Genomic DNA, 16780 nt, shown 5'->3' with positions numbered 1-16780 from the left:
GAAGAGGTGAGGTTGTCGGAGCGCAGGATGATCTTTTGGCGGAGTGGGGAGGTGGCGGTGATGGGCGGCATTTTGGAATGCGGGCTCTTGGGGCGACGGGGGGATGGGAAGATTAGTGAATTGGCGTGACTGTCTGGTGACAAGGCTTTGGAGCATCGTTTGCTTTCGACTTCAGCGGTCATTTCTGATGGCTCGCTATGGGCGGAAATCGCCAATTGGGCGCCAGCACTACATCGTTAAGTTGAATGGTGTGAGTTCGCAAAATTAAATGGCGGCGACGCTACCAAACTAAATCGAATTGTGTCCGATTGCTTTACAGTTTGGGGATGGATAGGTGGGAGTGCTATTGGCTTTATAGTAATCGAATATATTGTCGATCCGTTCCGTGTCTAATATAAGTCCGGTACTTCTATAGCGCTTCAATAAGCGAAAGGGTGATAGTTATGAAAAAGCTCCTTTTTTGTGCGGTTGCCGTTCTATTTATGATTGGCTGCGCTTCGTCCGGTAATCAAGCTGCACTCGACGCCCATGCGGACGCACCGGCGACCGCAAAGCAGCTAACGGGCAGCGAAATAAAAACTACGGTCATAGGCCGAAAACATTCCAGCGTAACGTCCACTGGCTATCCTTTTTCTCAAGTATTAAGCGCTGACGGAACTGCACAGATTCAGATCTCCAGCGAGTCCATGCAGTCAGGAAGTTGGGTAATTACGGGGGACGTGATCTGCGTTGCCTATCAAAAATACGGCAAGGAATGCAGCAGGGTTTTAACAGACGGGGGCGCGATTTGGTTTGTTGACAGTACGACGAATAAAACCAACAACAAATTTACCGTTAAATAAATAAGAGACTAGATGGGCATCCAAAACCTGATTGCTGCGTGTTGCTAAAAAAACTTTGCCGCTTCGACTCGCCGCGGCGTGCAAGCCTGTGCATTTTGGCTGATTGCTATTGATCGTAAGCGAACTGATCAATCAACCCCAAGCGAGGAACACGCGTATCGGGCCGCAACAGAGCGCCAGGAGCAATCACAGCGTTTGCGCCAATCTTGCAGCCGTCACCCACCAGAGCTCCGAATTTGCTGACGCCTGTTTCGATCACCTGATCTTCGTGGCGGATCTTGATATCGGCTCCGTCCAGTTCGTTACGGTAGTTGGCGATGATCGCGCCGGCTTCAATATTTACCGCTTCGCCAATCAATGAGTCGCCGACGAAGTTGAAGTGGGCAAGCTTGCTGCCATCGAGCATGAAGGTACTTTTCAGCTCACAGCTGGGGCCAACAATGCAGTTTCTGCCGAGATACACACCACCGCGAAGATAAGCGCCCGCCGCCACGAAACAGCCCTCGCCGATGATGATTGCGCCTTTGAGAACGGCGCCTTGCTCAACCATGGCGGTTTCATGAATCGCACAATAGCCGTGGCGCCGGTATCCCGGGCCGAGCGTTTCAAGCATTTTCAGAATCCGGCTCTCGCAATCCTGAACCACCGCCCAAGGGGCAGCGGAGTCCACGCCCAGTAATGGCCATTGAGCGATGTAATCTTCGATTTTTGGCGATTTCATAAGAGTCTTCCGAATAAGTGAGAGTGGGGCGTGGGTGGACTGTCGACGACTTGAACGACTCGCTATTCCTGCCAGTCGTACCTGTACAAGCATTTTCAAGGTACGGCGCAATGGATAAGACAATTACCGTAGATCAACTGGCTACCACTGATCTGAGATCAATCAACGAGATATGGCTCGGCGGGACCCATACCCAGTTATGCCTATGGCGTGCTGAACAAGTCTTCACCCACGAAATGCTCAGCGAGGGGACCCATGATCAGAATGTCCGACGCCTGTGCTTGCAGCTGGTGGATCCCGACGATCGTGACGCAGTGGCCCGTGTTGAGGCGATCGCGCGCGAACGACTCGAAGAAATGGGCAAGCAGGGCGAGTTTTACCCGGCCGAGGCGGCGGACACTCGTCAATAGCCGCTCCGCATCTGATGAAAAGCGCTGCTGCTAAAGCAGCGCCTCAAGCGGGCTCTTCAACCCTGCGCACATCCCCCAACGAATCACGCTGCATCGATTGCAAATTCTTTTCGATGGTTTCGCACAGCGCTTCCATTTGAATCTGGTGTTCGCTGTGGCGAAACGGACTCTGCAGATCGGTGCCGATGCGTTCGATGGCCAGCAGCATGAAGCCGACCACGGTCGACGCCAGCGGCGTGAACCAACCGAGGGATTCGACCAGTCCTATCGGGACGATCAGGCAGAACAGCGAAATGAACAGCCGTGGGAAATACACATAAGGGTAGGGCAGCGGGGTGTTGGCGATCCGCTCCATGCCGCCCTGACTGTTGGACAGATCCACCAGGGTCGACTCGAGCCGCGCCAGGCGAATACTGTCCAGATGCCCGGCCTTGTATTCGCGAGCGAGCAAAGTCGCCGAGCCGGTGAGGATATCGTTGGCAAAGTTATTGGTTGTGCCACTGCGGGCGAATTCTTCGGCGGGAATAAACGCCCGCACCTCGTCGGGACATGGCTGGCCCTGTAGGTGCGCGGCGAGGCAATTCACATAAGCAACATGGCGGCGCAACAGCGTGGATTTGACCGGATTCACCTCGCCACCTGCGTCGTCCAGCAGCGTCAGCACCTGCCTGGCAAAGCTGCGGGAATTGTTGATCATCGATCCCCACAGCGTCCGCGCTTCCCACCAGCGGTTGTAAGCGCTGCTGTTGCGAAAACTGATCAACACGATCAACGCCGAACCGAGCAAGGTCAGCGGCATCAACGGCAGGTTCAGTTTGGCGTTGAGAAACAGCATGAAGTCGACGGTGACGGCGATGTCCCAGAGCAGCAACCAGAACAAAGACCAGCCCACGTAGCCGAGGGTCTTGATGATCAGACGGTATTTTTTGACGATGGCAGCTTTCAAACGGAAACCTCGTGGCGAGCAGTTTGCTTAAACGCTTAAGCTCGGACGATGCCTGGGACCGGCAGTTCCCTGGTGGAGCGGTCAGCCGTCAGTCAGTCTGTAAAGTCTGGCCCTGTGCATGGCGAATGCTTTCAAGAAAAATCCTTGTCTCTCGATTCGACTGCAGATGAACCACCCGGCAAGCCGATGGCGCCGTTGACACGAACTGGCGCATTTTGGCTCGCGAGGTTTTTCTCGTCCGCCACATGAACTTTAGAAACTCCGGCAGATTCGCCAGCTGTTCGGGGCAGTTTTCCGGCAAGTCGGGCCGAGACTGACCGTGGTTGAGCAGCGTTCTACGCAGGACGCGCAAGAATCGAAGCGGTGGCGAACGATCGATCCAGATCAGCAGATCTGCACGGGCGACGCGATTTTCCCAAGTGGTTGAATGGCCACCTTCGAATATCCAGCGCTCGCACGCCTCGACCTCCAGGCAGAGTCGGGTCTTCTCATCCGGGCTTCGCTCGATCCAGCCTGGCTGCCAATGGATCGTGTCGATATGCACGACCGGCAACCCCGTGCGCTCACCCAGCTTGCGCGCCAACGTACTTTTGCCAGACCCAGGCTGACCAACAATCATCACCCGTTGCATCGAAGCTCCTTCTCGCTCTGCAAGCTGATTTTTTGGGCGGGCGATTCTACGGCAATGCCTGTCTCAGTCAATGACCGTTGAACGCTACGCTGGGTTTTGCCGCGCTCCCCCCACACTGGCTCGGCGGTCCGCCCGCTCGCCGAGCCGCCATCCCAGCAGCCCCCACAGCAGTGCACACAATGCGCCGACCAGCGCCGCCACGCCTGCACCTTGGCTGAGGGCGTCCAGCGCGCTTTTCGCCCAGGCACTGATGGCATCGCCGGCGCGGTAGACCACGGTGTCGATGAAGTTCTTTGCCTTGTACTTGCTTTCGGCATCGAGCGGGGCAAACAGCATCTCTCGGCCTGGGCGCACGAAGGCGTACTCACCGATGCGGCGCACGATCATCAGCGCGGCGATCAGGCCAAAGCTGGGCGCGAAGATCAGTCCGATAAACCCCGCGCACATGACCAGCGGCACCATGGCCAACAGCACGCCGACGCCGAGCCTTTGCGCGAGGCGTCCAGTGATGAACAGCTGACAGAGCAGGGCGCCCGCCTGCACGACAAAGTCGATGATGCCAAACACGCGCACCTGCGCCTCGCGGTCCGGGAAGTGTTCGGCGACGACGCGTGCCTGCTCGAAATAAAGGAAGGTGGAGACTGTCGCCAGCAGCACCACAAAGCCGCAGATGCCGAGCAGATAGGGTGATTTCAAAACGGCCGTCATACCGCTGAACGGATTGCCCGGCAACGGCCTGCGGGGGCTTTCGCTCGGCGCGGCATCGGGGCGTCCTGCGCCACCCTGTTCGCGCCAGCGCATCAACTGGCGCTTGAACCACATCGCAGCGGCCAGCAGAACAGCGGCCAGCAGCATCAGGCCGGACTCACCCAGCGGACCGATCAGCAAGGCGCTCAGCGCAGGGCCACTCAGGCCGCCGACGCTGGCGCCCGCCGCGATGAACGCGAACAGACGTTTGGCCTGGGCACTGTCGAATACATCGGCCATCAGGCTCCAGGCGACCGATACGACAAACAGGTTGTAGACCGATATCCACACGTAAAACACGCGCGCCAGCAAAGGGCTTTCTTCGCCCAGGAACAAGGCGGCGAACAACAGCAGATTGGTGCAGAAGAATCCGTACACCCAGTCCACGAAATGCAGGCGCGGCACGCGTGCGCTGAGCCAGGCGAACAGCGGAACGGCCGCCAGCATGACCAGGAAGGTCGCGGTGAACAGCCACTGCAAGTTCTCGACGCCGGCAGTGATGCCCATCGATTCGCGGATCGGACGGAGCATGAAATAGCCGGCGAACAGGCAAACGAACAGCAGAAAACCGTTGAGCGCAGGGCGCAGCTCGTGAGCCTCGGCATTGATGATGGCGCCGGCGCGGTGGGCGAGAAGAGACGTATCCATGTTGCGCTCCTGGGGAGTGGCGGGGCAATGGCACGGGGCCTGCCCGTGCCGGGCGGTCAGCGGTAGGTGACGCCGGTCAGCCGCTCGGAGAGTTGCCACAGTGTGGCCGAATTCGAGCGATCGGCAGCGGCCGGCGGCATCTTGGCGAAGCCCAGCGGCCCGCGCTTCTCGTTATCACCGGTAGGCCCGTAGTAGGCACCGCCTACAGCCTCCAGCGCCGTCGCCGCATATAAGGTGGGCAGCGCGCCCTGCGCTGCGGAATGATACCTGTCCCGCTCTACTGCCCATTGTTTGCCGAATTCACTGTCCAGGCCAGGCCCGCGGGCGATCAGCTCGGTCACGGCGACGCCGGGGTGCGCGGCGATGCTGCGTATCCCCCAACCGGCGGCATCGCTGCGCTGCTGCAGCTCAATACTCCACTTTAGAACCGCCAGTTTCGATTGGCTGTAGCTGGCAAAAGGGTCGTAACTGCGCTCAGCCTGCAGGTCATCGAAGTTCAGGCTTGCGCGCCCGGCGGCGATGCTCGACAGGCTGACCACCCGACCATCGTCGCTTTTGCGTAGCAGGGGCATCAGCAGGCCGGTCAAGGCGAAATGCCCCAGGTAATTGGTCGCCAATTGAATCTCGTAGCCATCAGCGGAAACGCCTCGAACAGGCGGCGACATGATCGCGGCATTGTTGATCAGCACGTCGAGCCTCGGCAGGCGCCCTTGCAGACGGTTGGCGAGGTCGCGCACCGATTGCAGATTGGCAAGGTCCAGCGTTTCGAATTGCACGCGCGCCTCGGGCACGGCTTGCTTGATCTTCGTGATCGCTTCGCGGCCGCGCTCGGCGTTGCGTGCGGCGATGATCACCTCGGCACCGGCGCGCGTCAGGGCCAGCGCGTCTTCATAGCCCATGCCGCTGGTTCCTCCGGTCACCAGCACGATGCGGCCTTTCTGGCTGGGCATGTCGTGGGTGGACCAGTCCGGCTTCGGCTCCGTTCGGGAAGTCGCCTGCGCAGCCAGTGTGCCGGCCATCGCGGAAATGGCGAACAGCATTCGGGCGGCCTTGAGGAGGCGTTGGGTCGCGGTAATGCTCGGCGTAGCGGGTGAATGGCTCATTGGGGAAATCTCATTCGCGGTACAGGTTCCCGGTTGGCGGGGCGAGCGAGCAGTATCGGTGTACGAATGCGCGAGGATAAGTCGGGCATTGGTGGATGACCCGTACGGCATGGCGTACAGTCAGTCGCTTGCGGAGGAAGTGTCCATGCGTAAACCAAACCTTACCGATGTGTCGATATTTGCTGCGGTGGTCGAGGCGGGGGGATTTCGTGCTGCCGCGCAAAAGCGCGGTTTGTCCGCCTCGTCGTTGAGCGATTGCATGCGTCGGCTGGAAAGCGATCTGGGCGTGCGCCTGCTCAATCGAACCACGCGCAGCGTCACGCCGACGGCCGCCGGCGAGCGATTGCTCGAGCGCCTGCGCCCGGCCTTGCAGGAAATCGACGCCGCTTTCAACGATCTCGACGACGACGCTCAGCGCCCGGTCGGCACGCTCAAGCTCAATGTGCCAGTGCCGGTGGCACGCTTTCTGTTGCCCGACCTGCTGGCGCGTTTTCTGCGCCTTTATCCAGGGATCAGTGTCGAAGTCGTCATGGACAACACCTTCGTCGACGTCAACGCTGGCGGGTATGACGCCGGCGTGCGCTATGAAGAGAGCCTGGCCAAGGACATGATCGCCGTGCCCATCGGCCCGCGTCGCCAACGCTTCGTTGCAGCCGCCGCCCCGGGCTATCTGGCTGAACGCGGTACGCCCACTCACCCCGAAGAACTGCCGGGCCATGACCTGCTTGGCCATCGCTTCGAGAGTGGCAAAGTCGGCGTATTCGAGTTCCATCGAGACGGCCGTATCGTGCGTATCCCGCCTCAGGGGCAACTGCTGACGTCGTCGCACGATCTGAAAATTCGCTCGGCCATCAACGGACTGGGCATCGTCTATACCTTCGAGGACTTCCTGCGCGAGCCACTCTCCGATGGTCGACTGGTGCCGATTCTCGAGGACTGGTGGCAGGCCTTCGACGGCCCGTTTCTTTACTACCACGGCCGCCGCCACATGCCTTCGCCGCTGAGGGCGTTTGTGGATTTTTTGCGGGGCGAAGGGGAGATTGCGGAGAGTTCAGGTGTTTGAAGCGCGGTTTCGCGAGGCGAATACATGGCCTGGCAGCAGAGCGCCCATGGCGACTGGCGGCAATCGGCCAAAAGCGGACGTTCGCGGGCTTCATAAAACTGCATTTATCAAATAGTTATCCATATCAGCTTTTCAACTCTCAGTGCTCTTCCGTCCGACCACTCAAGCTTCACAAGGTGCTTTGACTTAGTGCTCAGCCCCACGGATGCAATGAGCTCGACGGCCTGGTGAACACCAAGAAACTGCAATGGGAATTTTTCATTAATCTCACGTTCCGAAACAATTTCGTTTCCTTCAGGAAAATCAATTGAAACATCCTGCGCGGGCGCTTTACCTTTATTCCAAATTTTCACACGATATTTGTTACTTCCAAGCTTTAAAAAGGAAGCGCCGAGCTCAGCTTGTTTTTCGAATTCAATTACCGAGGTTTCTTTATCAAGCAGCAACTGATTAAGCTTTTCTTGAGTAACAATTAATTTTTGCTGACGATTGTTAAACTGAATAGTTTTAAAGGTTGCATAGATTGAGAAAAGCAATGCGAATCCTGCAATGATTTCGCCGGAGCCAACAGCAAAACTAGTCATTTGAATTTAATATTTTTATTGCCCTTGAACGCATCTTTCAAAGCCTTTTTCATCTGCCCAGCAATATCTTTAGCGACGTTCGCTTTGATTTCTTCTAAGTTCTCCCGGATGTTTTCACTATTTTCGCGCAAAAGCTCGTCGCGCGAGATTACCCTCTCGCACTGAACGCATTTTACCTCTGGGCTTTCATTTACGTCAGATTCAAAAGATGACCCTCCGCAAGTTGGGCATTGCAGTGAGACAGTGCGGGAGTGCTTATCAAAGTTCACAATTAACCTCTGCGGATTGAGATAGGGTGCTTGTTGAAATGCGTACTTCCAGAGATAAAGAGTAGCCCAAACTCAAAAAGATGCACGCCCTGCATTAGCTTTCCGTCTCATTGGCACAAAAAAAGATCAATACTCCATATCGTTTCAGGGCTCACGCCGGCTTTCGGCTATGAGCAGCCAATCAGTACGATTCGAATCCGTACTCACCCAGCGAGTCTACATCAAGTGCAACCCTAAACTGCCTTCACAGCTGGTTCTAAAAATAGGGCTAATCGAACAGGTGGAACGTCCTCAAGCCGCCCAAAAGTCATGACCAGGCGAGTCACGTCGGTACGCTGAAATCCACCAGCCGGAATAGACGCATGGAGTTTATAAGTGAGCAACTGTTCTGCCTCACTGGTTGCATTTGTGGACTCTCGTTCGGCCTCCATGGCGCCAACTTCAAACGCCGCACCCTTTCGCAATGCCATCACCATTTCTCGAAGCAAAACCCGGATTGTATCGGCGTCCTTTGGCGGCAGCTCGTGATAGTAGGTGAGGGTCGGAACCTGGATCTGCTTTAGCTCCAATTGCGCGGCGATTTCTTTTGAAATTAAGTCTTCCTCGTAGCGATGCACTCCATCCGTGTGGTGAAGTCGACCCCACTGAGTATCCGAGTCTGTATATACAAACGCTCCGGTTAGTGTTGCAACATACAGGCCCGTTTCACGAGTAAAACCTTTCATGATTTTAAACTCGCCGTGCTGAGCTGTCTGCGGTACTGGTGTGAGCAAGGCCAAAGGATCTCGCTCAACTTCCGCTCTCCAGGTGTCAACGACCAATTCGATAGCGGCATCTGTCATACCTTCCGAACCAGTAGGGCTGAGCCTACGGATATAACTCTTCATCTCATGAGATGAAAGCCGCTTGATCGCGCACATCATCTCGTATCGTCCAAGGTCACGCACCATCTCCTTGTCCAACGGACCAATCTCAACCTCACCTCCGGCGCGATCATTGATCGCCTTAATCTCACTGCGAAAATCATAGTCGAAGTCAGATGGGTCAGGTACGAGGTGAACCCGACCTCCCCTTATTGCCGGCTCCAAGACAAGCAGCGCAAAAATATTCTGTAGGGTCTGGGCGCGATATGAAGCCGGCAGATGAACTGGACTGAACTCTTTCCGTACCGCATTCGCATTCATGAACGGATGTGCCACAACTAGCTCGTCTACATATGCAAGCATGCCTGTGATCTTCGCGGAAAGCGTTCGTGCATCCGTCATACCTAAATAGAGCGCGCGTGATCGTTTGCTTTGCGGGCTTGGTAGCAGATCGATCATCTGAGTGTCCAACGGCCAAAGTGCAGCATGCAATTGATATATATGCCGTACTTGATCATCCGTTAGAGTGCGGCGTACACGCAGCCAAGACTCCGCCGAACCATCTAGTTTAAGGATCTTCGAAATGCCACCTATGAGCGCAAGATTACGCTCTCTGATGCTCATCATTCGCCAAGACGGGCGCAACCTCGGGGTAATGTCGGCACAACAATCCCGGAAGGGTAATCCGCCCCCACAACCACATCGATCATCAGGCTCCGGCTCGCTCTTCAGGTGCGGTTTAGCGAGGAATTCGTGTGAATTTGACGTTCGGCCGAATTGGTCGCTGTACTTCGAAGTACCGTCTTCGAATCCTACGTAGATCTGTCCACCAAAATTATGCAGCTCATCACCTGGTAGAAGAATCTTTCCGATCTCATCCCAGGAAAGTCGGCACGATCGCTCAGGGTGCAGCCACTCAGGCTGGCCGCCAGCTACAAATTGCTTAGCACGAGACAGGAGAACAAGGTTGATCGCGTTGACCTCTCCTTCAGTCAGTTCGCGCCCGCGCAACATGGCGTCAGTGCGTGTGATCGACTCACCACGGAATCGAGCATTTGTTCGGCGCGCAAGGTGATCAGCTGCATCAGGGTTTTCGGCGTACTCAAGGTTTGTCAGGATCAGACAATGATTGGCATCAAGCGCAAAGATGGTTTGTGTCCCCACCATCTGAATGCCTGGGTCATCAGGGTACTGATATTCGTCAGTGCCAGAGCTGAGTTTCGGATTGAATAGGGTGATGGGGTGGTCGCTCACCAAAAATTTCACAGATGAGTTCGCGGCCGACACGATCTCTCTGACGCACTCGGACCACATCGCACAATGCATTTGACGCAGTAACTGCATCTGTACCATCAATTCCATCTGAGGGAGGCCTTGGAAGTGCTTCAATATCCAATCCAGTCCCTTCGGAGTACGCAGCTTCTGGGCGTCCATGTAGCCGAAAAAATCTAGGAACGTGCGGTGTATCCGTCCCGGGTCGCCGGATATCCAGCCTCGGACTGCATCAGCACCTTTCTTATCGATCTTGCCGAACAAATGGGTCTCTATATCGTCGTTCAACATCTCACCGAAGCGAGTCGTGTAAAGGTCGAATTCCTTGAAGGCTAGCTTCGGGCCGAGCTCCTCGACTTCTGGCTCTTGTAGAAGCTGTCCATTCGGCAACGTTGTGATTGCAGGGCAAAGATTTCGAACATGCAGTTTGTGCCGCCCCTTTGCTAGAAAACCTCGTTGGTACCACTGAGGAACGTAATGGTTTTCGCGGGTTACTTGCTTCTGCATGAGACCATCGCTGCCTAGATGATTAGAGCAACAACATTAGCCCAAAGACACTCGATAGGTTTTCCAGTTTTTGACGTCTTTGTCCGTTATCGCTGGTATAGCAGTAACGCCACGCCGACTGGCTGTTCTGGACCGATTACAGCCGCTTAGAGAGTGACGGCTTCTGGCCGAAAGCCGACATTCGGTGACATGTCCACCTGCGTAATATCTCGCAGTTTCCTACAGGCAGATCCTTCAGCCGATTCTGGCAGGCTTATCTATTCAAGATCTCCCGCTTCAAGCGGAATTCGCCTAATAACGTCGTCGTAAGGCACCAGGTCGAGAAAGGCTACGACCTCAACTACCTGCAGATTTCGTATGCGCATGATCCATACGTAGCTGTTGCGATAAGGCGCGCCGTCGGCTGCGGTGGCGGTGCCGTCCCAGTGCACGACGACGTCATCGCCCTCAGCCCAGATATCCGTCACCGTCGGGCGAACGGGCGAGGCGAGCCGTTTTGCGAAGGGTTGGACTGCGTGTTTCAGGAAGTCATCTCGGCCCCGATAAGTGCCCGCCGAAGGACTCGTTCCCTTGATTGTCCAGGTCACGTCGGGAGACAGCACATCTGTGAAGAACGTCCGGCCGCCTTGAGCCCATTGGTTGAACGCTTGCGCAATGAATTGGCGATTGCGTTCCGTAGTCGGTTCGCTGGCCACGGCGGGCGCCGGCCCTGCAATGAGTGTGGTGAAGACTAGTGCTAGCGCTGTAGAGAGGCGGTGAACAAACGTCATTTCCTGTGCTCCTTAATCTGTCCCGAGTTGGATGGGCCGTTGTTGTTATCTGTAAGCCGCTAGTTGCGTTCCCTCACGCCGTTGCTCTATATGGGGCTTTGGCAAAGAATCGGCGCGGGTGTGGCCGGCAGTACCTCTGGGCCTCATCTGAAGTGTGACTCACGAGCGGAGGAGGGCTGTTGCAGGATCGTCCTGATTTCTTGCTTGATCATCCGATACCAGATGTCTAACCGCCGCATTCCCACGTTATGGAGTTGCGTTTGAGTTCCCTTTCCAAGCTTGTCGATATCGTTGGTCGTCACGCCCGGAATGACGGCATTCACAGCACCGCGATTCCGGGTGTCAGCCTGATTCGCTCGGCTTCGCCCACGATGCCTATGCCGGTGGTGTACGAGCCAGCGCTCTGCCTGGTCGCCCAAGGACGTAAACAAGCGATGCTGGGCACTACCGCCTATGTTTACGATCCGGCCAAGTACCTGATTGCATCGGTAGACCTTTCGGTGATGGGCTCGGTCATCGAGGCGAGTGAGGCTGTTCCCTATCTGTGCCTGGCGCTGGATCTCGATACCGCTGTGTTGAGTGAACTTGCGCTGCGCCATCCGCTAAGAGAAGAGGGCGTCAGTGCACCGCCGGCAGGCATTACGCTCAACGATACGACTCCAGAACTGCTGGATGCTGCGGTTCGGCTGGCCGGGTTGCTCGACAGGCCACGGGATATCGAAGCGCTCGCTCCGCTGGTGATTCGCGAAATGCTTTATCGCCTTCTAACCGAAAACGGCAACAGCATCATCAGGCAGATGGCACAAGCAGACAGCCGCTTGAACCAGATTGCCAAGGCCATTGCCTGGCTGCGCAGCCACTACAACGAAGCGTGTCGAATAGATGAACTCGTCGAAATCGCCGGCATGAGCCGTTCTTCGTTTCACACGCATTTCAAGGCGATCACCTCGATGAGCCCGCTGGAGTTTCGCAACCAGTTGCGGCTACAGGAAGCACGTCGGCTGATGGTCACCGAAGCGGTCGATGCCGCAGAGGCGGGATATGCAGTCGGTTATGAAAGTCCCTCGCAGTTCAGTCGAGACTACGCCCGTCTGTTCGGCATGCCACCAGCGAAAGACGCCTGGCGGCTGCGCACGGACATTTGCGGGATTTGAATCCAGCACTTTTCTTCGCGCAGAAAAAACGAGGCCGCATTTGCGGCCTCGTTTTCCATATGTTCCGGACTACTGTTTGACGCTCAGGTAATCGCCGGTCGTGGCTGGATGACGACTCTCCGCCGTGAGAATGATGGACGTCCTGAGCGATCTCCCAGGCTGGCTGCCCCGAGGTGACTGACAACGAATAGGTATGCCCGGCCCAGCCCATGAACATGGCGAGAGCAAGCGGGATTATTACCGTCGTTGTCAGTGTTTTGCTGTACATGGCGTTAAAGGTTTCAACTCGTTGACAGGGCGTTCAAGCGATTTGCCTAATCCCCCCTGGGGGGATAGGATGCCAGCGATTCATCGAGCCCTGAGACTCAACTCATGAGTGAACACGACCACGACCACAGCCATCCCCACACCCACCAAAGTCATGAGGCGATCATCAAACGCCTCAAACGGGCGGACGGGCATTTGCGCGGCATCATCACCATGGTCGAAGAAGGGCGTCAGTGCGTGGACATCGCCCAGCAGCTTCATGCGGTCGAGAAAGCGATCTGCCAGGCCAAACGCACGCTCATCCAGGATCACATCGACCACTGCCTCGAAGATACCGTTTCGGCGCTAGGCAATGGCGAGCGCGCACCGCTGGAAGCCTTCAAACAAATCACCAAGTACCTTTAGGTCTGACATGCCCGATTTCGCTGAACTGTTGCAGCAAGGCGGGGCTCACGCCTGGCTGTATTTCCCGAGCGCGATTCTGCTCGGCGCCTTGCATGGGCTTGAACCAGGTCATTCGAAAACCATGATGGCGGCCTTCATCGTGGCCATCCGTGGCTCGGTCAAACAGGCTGTTTTGTTGGGGTTGGCCGCAACGCTTTCGCACACCGCCGTGGTGTGGCTGGTCGCCATCGGCGGCATGTACCTGGGCAAAGGTCTGAACGCTGAAACCACTGAGCCGTATTTCCAGCTTGCTTCCTCTGCACTGATCATCGCGATTGCCCTGTGGATGCTGTGGCGTACCTGGCGCGGTGAGCAGATGTTCAAGTTCGAGCAAAGCGATGATCACCATCACGGCGAACACGACCATGGTCATCATGATGAAACGCACCGAATAGATACCGGCCATGGTCGTGTTGAACTGTCGATCTTCGAGGAAGGCATGTCACCGCACTGGCGCCTGAAGACCCTGAGCGGACACGCCTGGGCAGCCTCGGATGTTCGCCTGACCACGACGCGTCCGGACGGCAGCAGCCAATCGTTCGCGTTCGTCGAGCGTGAAGGCTTTCTGCAGTCGACGGTGGATATTCCGGAACCGCACGAGTTCAGCGCTCGCTTGAGCCTTGGACATGCCGGGCATTCGCATCATTACGACCTGACATTCCAGGAGCATGGTCACGGGCATGCGCATTCCGAACTGGAAGGCCTGGAGCTGTCGATTGATGGCTATCAGGATGCGCACGAACGTGCTCATGCCAACGACATCCGTAAACGCTTCACCAACCGCGAAGTGACCACGGGTCAGATCGTCATGTTCGGACTGACTGGCGGCCTGATTCCCTGTCCGGCTGCCATCACTGTCCTGTTGCTGTGCCTGCAAGTCAAAGAGGTCGCGCTCGGCGGCATGCTCGTTCTGTGTTTCAGCATCGGCCTGGCGCTGACTCTGGTCACTGTCGGTGCCGCTGCGGCCATCGGTGCCAGACAGGCTTCCAATCGCTGGCCGTGGCTGGGAACCGTGGCGCGCCGCGCTCCTTACCTGTCTAGCGTGCTGATCATTGGCGTTGGCCTGTATGTCGGCTTTCATGGCTGGATCGGCCTGAGCGCATAAGACCCTTTGCGCACAGCGGTGGCACTGATGCAAAGGGTTGCCATCGCAACCATAAAACCAACGACTACCACTGCCACTGACGCGCAGAAAGCCCAGCGCAAGGCTGGGCTATCGAGGAGCGCGCGATGAGGGCGAGGCAATTAGCGAACGCCTGGATCCGCAGAATTACTCCACCGGCACGACGTTATCCAACGCCTGATTAACCGCCAGCTCGCCGAGCATTACCACTTGCGCGATGCCTTGCAGTGTCTTGCGAGCAGATCCTTCAACCATCCCAATCACATCACTCAACATCACCGAAGCCGAGCCCAGCGATTCGCTGGCGTTGACCAGCAATTCTTCAGTCGCGATTTTCGGGTTGGCGAGGAACATGCTGCTGGTCTGGTAGGGCGTGGTTTTGAGGGTGTCGGTGGGTTTGAGGTAGTGGTCGAGGGCGCGGTCGGCGGCTTTGTGGAGTTTGTTTGAGTCGAGGGATTCGTAGGGCGATGTTGCGTCTGACTGTGGCGGGTTTGGCGTGACTTTGAACATGGTGAAGCTCCATATGTGACCAAGGGAGCCATCACTCTCGCTACCAAACGAAGGGTGGTGGCCATACGAAGGTTGGTAGACCGGCCCACATGGAAAAACCGGCGCGCTCGAAAACGCCCTGCGCATGGCCACCATAAAACCGATGCGAAAGCATCTGCATACGATGACGTTATGCGCCATGTGGAAAGCGGGCTACCAAACCCGATCACTGTTTTCAGTGACCGGCCAACGATAGAACCCCGGCCCGAGGCGCACAAGCCGGCGGATTCTGGCGTAGTCGTAGGCAATGGCGCAAGGCGTTGTAGCTTGCTGGAATAGTCTGGATGTCGGTTTTAAACGGGGTGTTTAGGGAATTGGTTTTGGCTGAGGTTTTGTGTTGATCGGGCTGGCGTCTTCGCGAGCAGGCTCGCTCCCACAGGTGTCGAGTTGGCAATGTTTATAGCGCCGTGCCGAGCGGCCCCATCACACATTTTGAACTTTGCTTTACCCACCATTTCCATTGTTTGAGGTGACAACTCTCCAGTTCATCCACACCTGAATCAAGGAATGACCGTGACGGCTCCCACTGATAAAACTTCTCTGCGCCGGGCTATCACTTTCCCGATGCTGTTTCTGTTTATTCTCGGCGATGTACTCGGCGCGGGTGTTTACGCACTCGCCGGAACGATCGCGGGGGAAGTGGGCGGCGCGATTTGGGTGCCGCTGCTGATCGCATTGTTCTTCGCCATGTTGACGGCAGGTTCCTACGCGGAGCTGGTGACCAAATATCCCCACGCCGGCGCGGCTTCGGTGTTCGCGGAAAAGGCCTTCAAGTCGCCGCTCATTTCCTTCCTCGTCGGTTTCTGCATGCTGGCGGCTGCGGTCACCAGCGCTGCGGGTTTGTCGCTGGCGTTTGCCGGTGATTACCTCAACGCCTTCGTCGACGTATCGCCGCAGATTGCAGCTCTGGTGTTTCTTCTGGCTATCGGCCTGCTCAATGCGCGGGGGATCAAGGAGTCGCTTGGGGCGAATCTGGTGATGACCGTGATTGAACTGTCCGGGCTGCTTCTGGTGATCGTGGCTGCGGTCTGGTATTTCCGCACAGGCGAGGCGGATCTGGGACGGACGCTCACGTTCAAATCGGGCGTCAGTCCCGTGCTGGCGGTGCTGGGGGCGGCATTGTTGGCGTTCTATTCCTTCGTCGGTTTCGAAACTTCGGCCAATCTGGCCGAGGAAATCAAGGACGTGCGCAAGGTTTATCCGCGTGCTTTGTTCGCGGCTTTGCTCACCGCTGGCGTGGTTTACATGGCGGTGGGCGTGGCGGCTTCTTCGGTGTTGCCTACCGAGAAGTTGGTGGCAACGTCGGCGCCTTTGCTCGAAGTTGTCCGCGCATCAACCCTCGCAATCCCGCCGGCGCTGTTCTCCTTTATTGCGCTGATCGCTGTGGCCAACGGTGCGTTGTTGACCATGATCATGGCCAGCCGATTGACCTATGGCATGGCGAATCTGGGGCTGTTGCCGGGTGTTTTGGGTGCGGTGTTGCCTGAACGAAAAACTCCGTGGGCTGCCATTGTCGCAACGACCTTGGTCGCTATTGCCCTGACACTCACAGGCACGCTGGCAACGCTGGCAGAGACGGTGGTCTTGCTGTTGCTGTTCGTTTTTCTGAGTACCAATGTGGCGGTGCTGGTTCTTCGTCGTGACAGGGTAGAGGAGGACCACTTTCGCGTGCCGACCTTTGTCCCGGTGCTTGCGATCGTGTCGTGTCTGGTGCTGCTCAGTCAGCAGGGGTGGGAGACGTGGTTGCGGGCGGGGGCGCTGATCATTGTCGGGATGTTGCTGCATGGCTTTTCTCGTATCAATTTTTCTGCGATCAGTAAGGCTGGTTAGCGTCACGTTTCCTGGCAGGTGATGGGCGGGAGATTTG

At 56.7% G+C, this 16780-nt stretch carries 19 protein-coding genes; 8 read left to right on the top strand and 11 right to left on the bottom strand.

The genetic code is table 11. The features are described from left to right. On the bottom strand, positions 1-182 hold a 182-nt coding region (locus QMX86_RS08310; protein ID WP_282390388.1), incomplete at its 3' end, for a hypothetical protein. Positions 183-443: 261 nt separating this feature from the next. Between QMX86_RS08310 and QMX86_RS08305 the strand changes: the two genes are divergently transcribed. Further along, positions 444-842 (top strand): hypothetical protein, encoded by a 399-nt coding sequence (locus QMX86_RS08305; RefSeq protein WP_073475004.1) that lies wholly within the window; start codon positions 444-446, stop codon positions 840-842. A gap of 106 nt (positions 843-948) precedes the next feature. On the opposite strand, the gene QMX86_RS08300 is transcribed toward QMX86_RS08305, so the two are convergent. Further along, complete coding sequence (locus QMX86_RS08300) at positions 949-1563, bottom strand: transferase (RefSeq protein ID WP_282382202.1); 615 nt, start codon at positions 1561-1563, stop codon at positions 949-951. 110 nt (positions 1564-1673) lie between these two features. On the opposite strand from QMX86_RS08300, the gene QMX86_RS08295 reads away from it, so the two are divergent. Further along, the gene (locus QMX86_RS08295; RefSeq protein WP_282382199.1) at positions 1674-1973 is read left to right on the top strand and encodes a hypothetical protein; all 300 of its coding nucleotides are present in this window, start codon (positions 1674-1676) and stop codon (positions 1971-1973) included. 43 nt (positions 1974-2016) lie between these two features. Here the strand turns inward: QMX86_RS08295 and QMX86_RS08290 are convergent, their stop codons facing one another. The 4 genes from QMX86_RS08290 to QMX86_RS08275 form a co-directional block, all read right to left on the bottom strand. After that, positions 2017-2919, bottom strand: coding sequence for a bestrophin family ion channel (locus QMX86_RS08290; protein WP_024012629.1), 903 nt, complete (start codon positions 2917-2919; stop codon positions 2017-2019). 88 nt (positions 2920-3007) lie between these two features. Next, positions 3008-3550, bottom strand: a complete 543-nt coding sequence (locus QMX86_RS08285; protein WP_282382196.1) for an AAA family ATPase — start codon at positions 3548-3550, stop codon at positions 3008-3010. 84 nt (positions 3551-3634) lie between these two features. Beyond that, positions 3635-4945, bottom strand: a complete 1311-nt coding sequence (locus QMX86_RS08280; protein ID WP_282382193.1) for an MFS transporter — start codon at positions 4943-4945, stop codon at positions 3635-3637. A 56-nt stretch (positions 4946-5001) separates the two neighbouring features. Beyond that, entirely contained in the window at positions 5002-6048 is a 1047-nt protein-coding gene (locus tag QMX86_RS08275) for an SDR family oxidoreductase (RefSeq protein ID WP_282382190.1), read from the bottom strand. Between the two features lie 145 nt (positions 6049-6193). On the opposite strand from QMX86_RS08275, the gene QMX86_RS08270 reads away from it, so the two are divergent. Continuing rightward, positions 6194-7111 (top strand): LysR family transcriptional regulator, encoded by a 918-nt coding sequence (locus QMX86_RS08270; RefSeq protein WP_282382187.1) that lies wholly within the window; start codon positions 6194-6196, stop codon positions 7109-7111. 107 nt (positions 7112-7218) lie between these two features. Here QMX86_RS08270 and QMX86_RS08265 read toward each other — a convergent pair whose 3' ends face one another. The 4 genes from QMX86_RS08265 to QMX86_RS08250 all read right to left on the bottom strand — a co-directional run bounded on the left by QMX86_RS08265 (position 7219) and on the right by QMX86_RS08250 (position 11376). After that, the gene (locus QMX86_RS08265) at positions 7219-7695 is read right to left on the bottom strand and encodes a hypothetical protein (protein ID WP_282382184.1); all 477 of its coding nucleotides are present in this window, start codon (positions 7693-7695) and stop codon (positions 7219-7221) included. After that, a complete protein-coding gene (locus tag QMX86_RS08260) occupies positions 7692-7964 on the bottom strand; it encodes a hypothetical protein (protein ID WP_282382181.1) in 273 nt (90 codons plus the stop codon). Before QMX86_RS08260 ends, QMX86_RS08265 begins: the two co-directional genes overlap by 4 nt. Positions 7965-8197: 233 nt before the next feature. Then, entirely contained in the window at positions 8198-10606 is a 2409-nt protein-coding gene (locus QMX86_RS08255) for a DUF4238 domain-containing protein (protein ID WP_282382178.1), read from the bottom strand. 257 nt (positions 10607-10863) lie between these two features. Continuing rightward, on the bottom strand, positions 10864-11376 hold the full coding sequence (locus tag QMX86_RS08250) for a nuclear transport factor 2 family protein (protein ID WP_282382175.1): 513 nt from the start codon (positions 11374-11376) through the stop codon (positions 10864-10866). A 248-nt stretch (positions 11377-11624) separates the two neighbouring features. Here QMX86_RS08250 and QMX86_RS08245 point away from each other — a divergent pair, with 248 nt between their 5' ends. The 4 genes from QMX86_RS08245 (at position 11625) to QMX86_RS08230 (ending at position 14426) form a co-directional block, all read left to right on the top strand. Continuing rightward, positions 11625-12530, top strand: a complete 906-nt coding sequence (locus QMX86_RS08245) for an AraC family transcriptional regulator (protein WP_282382172.1) — start codon at positions 11625-11627, stop codon at positions 12528-12530. A 372-nt stretch (positions 12531-12902) separates the two neighbouring features. Beyond that, the gene (locus QMX86_RS08240; protein WP_273525507.1) at positions 12903-13202 is read left to right on the top strand and encodes a metal-sensing transcriptional repressor; all 300 of its coding nucleotides are present in this window, start codon (positions 12903-12905) and stop codon (positions 13200-13202) included. A gap of 7 nt (positions 13203-13209) precedes the next feature. Further along, positions 13210-14346 (top strand): nickel/cobalt efflux protein RcnA, encoded by a 1137-nt coding sequence (locus QMX86_RS08235; protein ID WP_273525506.1) that lies wholly within the window; start codon positions 13210-13212, stop codon positions 14344-14346. Next, a complete protein-coding gene (locus QMX86_RS08230; protein WP_110599553.1) occupies positions 14325-14426 on the top strand; it encodes a YHYH domain-containing protein in 102 nt (33 codons plus the stop codon). The genes QMX86_RS08235 and QMX86_RS08230 overlap by 22 nt, the downstream gene beginning before the upstream one ends. A gap of 85 nt (positions 14427-14511) precedes the next feature. Here the strand turns inward: QMX86_RS08230 and QMX86_RS08225 are convergent, their stop codons facing one another. Then, entirely contained in the window at positions 14512-14874 is a 363-nt protein-coding gene (locus QMX86_RS08225; protein WP_282382161.1) for a hypothetical protein, read from the bottom strand. A gap of 546 nt (positions 14875-15420) precedes the next feature. Here QMX86_RS08225 and QMX86_RS08220 point away from each other — a divergent pair. Then, the gene (locus tag QMX86_RS08220; protein ID WP_282382158.1) at positions 15421-16743 is read left to right on the top strand and encodes an APC family permease; all 1323 of its coding nucleotides are present in this window, start codon (positions 15421-15423) and stop codon (positions 16741-16743) included. The last annotated feature ends 37 nt before the right edge of the window (positions 16744-16780 follow it).

Source organism: Pseudomonas sp. PS01270 (assembly GCF_029959775.1).
Classification (GTDB): domain Bacteria; phylum Pseudomonadota; class Gammaproteobacteria; order Pseudomonadales; family Pseudomonadaceae; genus Aquipseudomonas; species Aquipseudomonas atacamensis.
The sequence above is the reverse complement of the archived record's forward strand: the minus strand, read 5'-3'. Positions and strand labels throughout refer to the sequence as shown.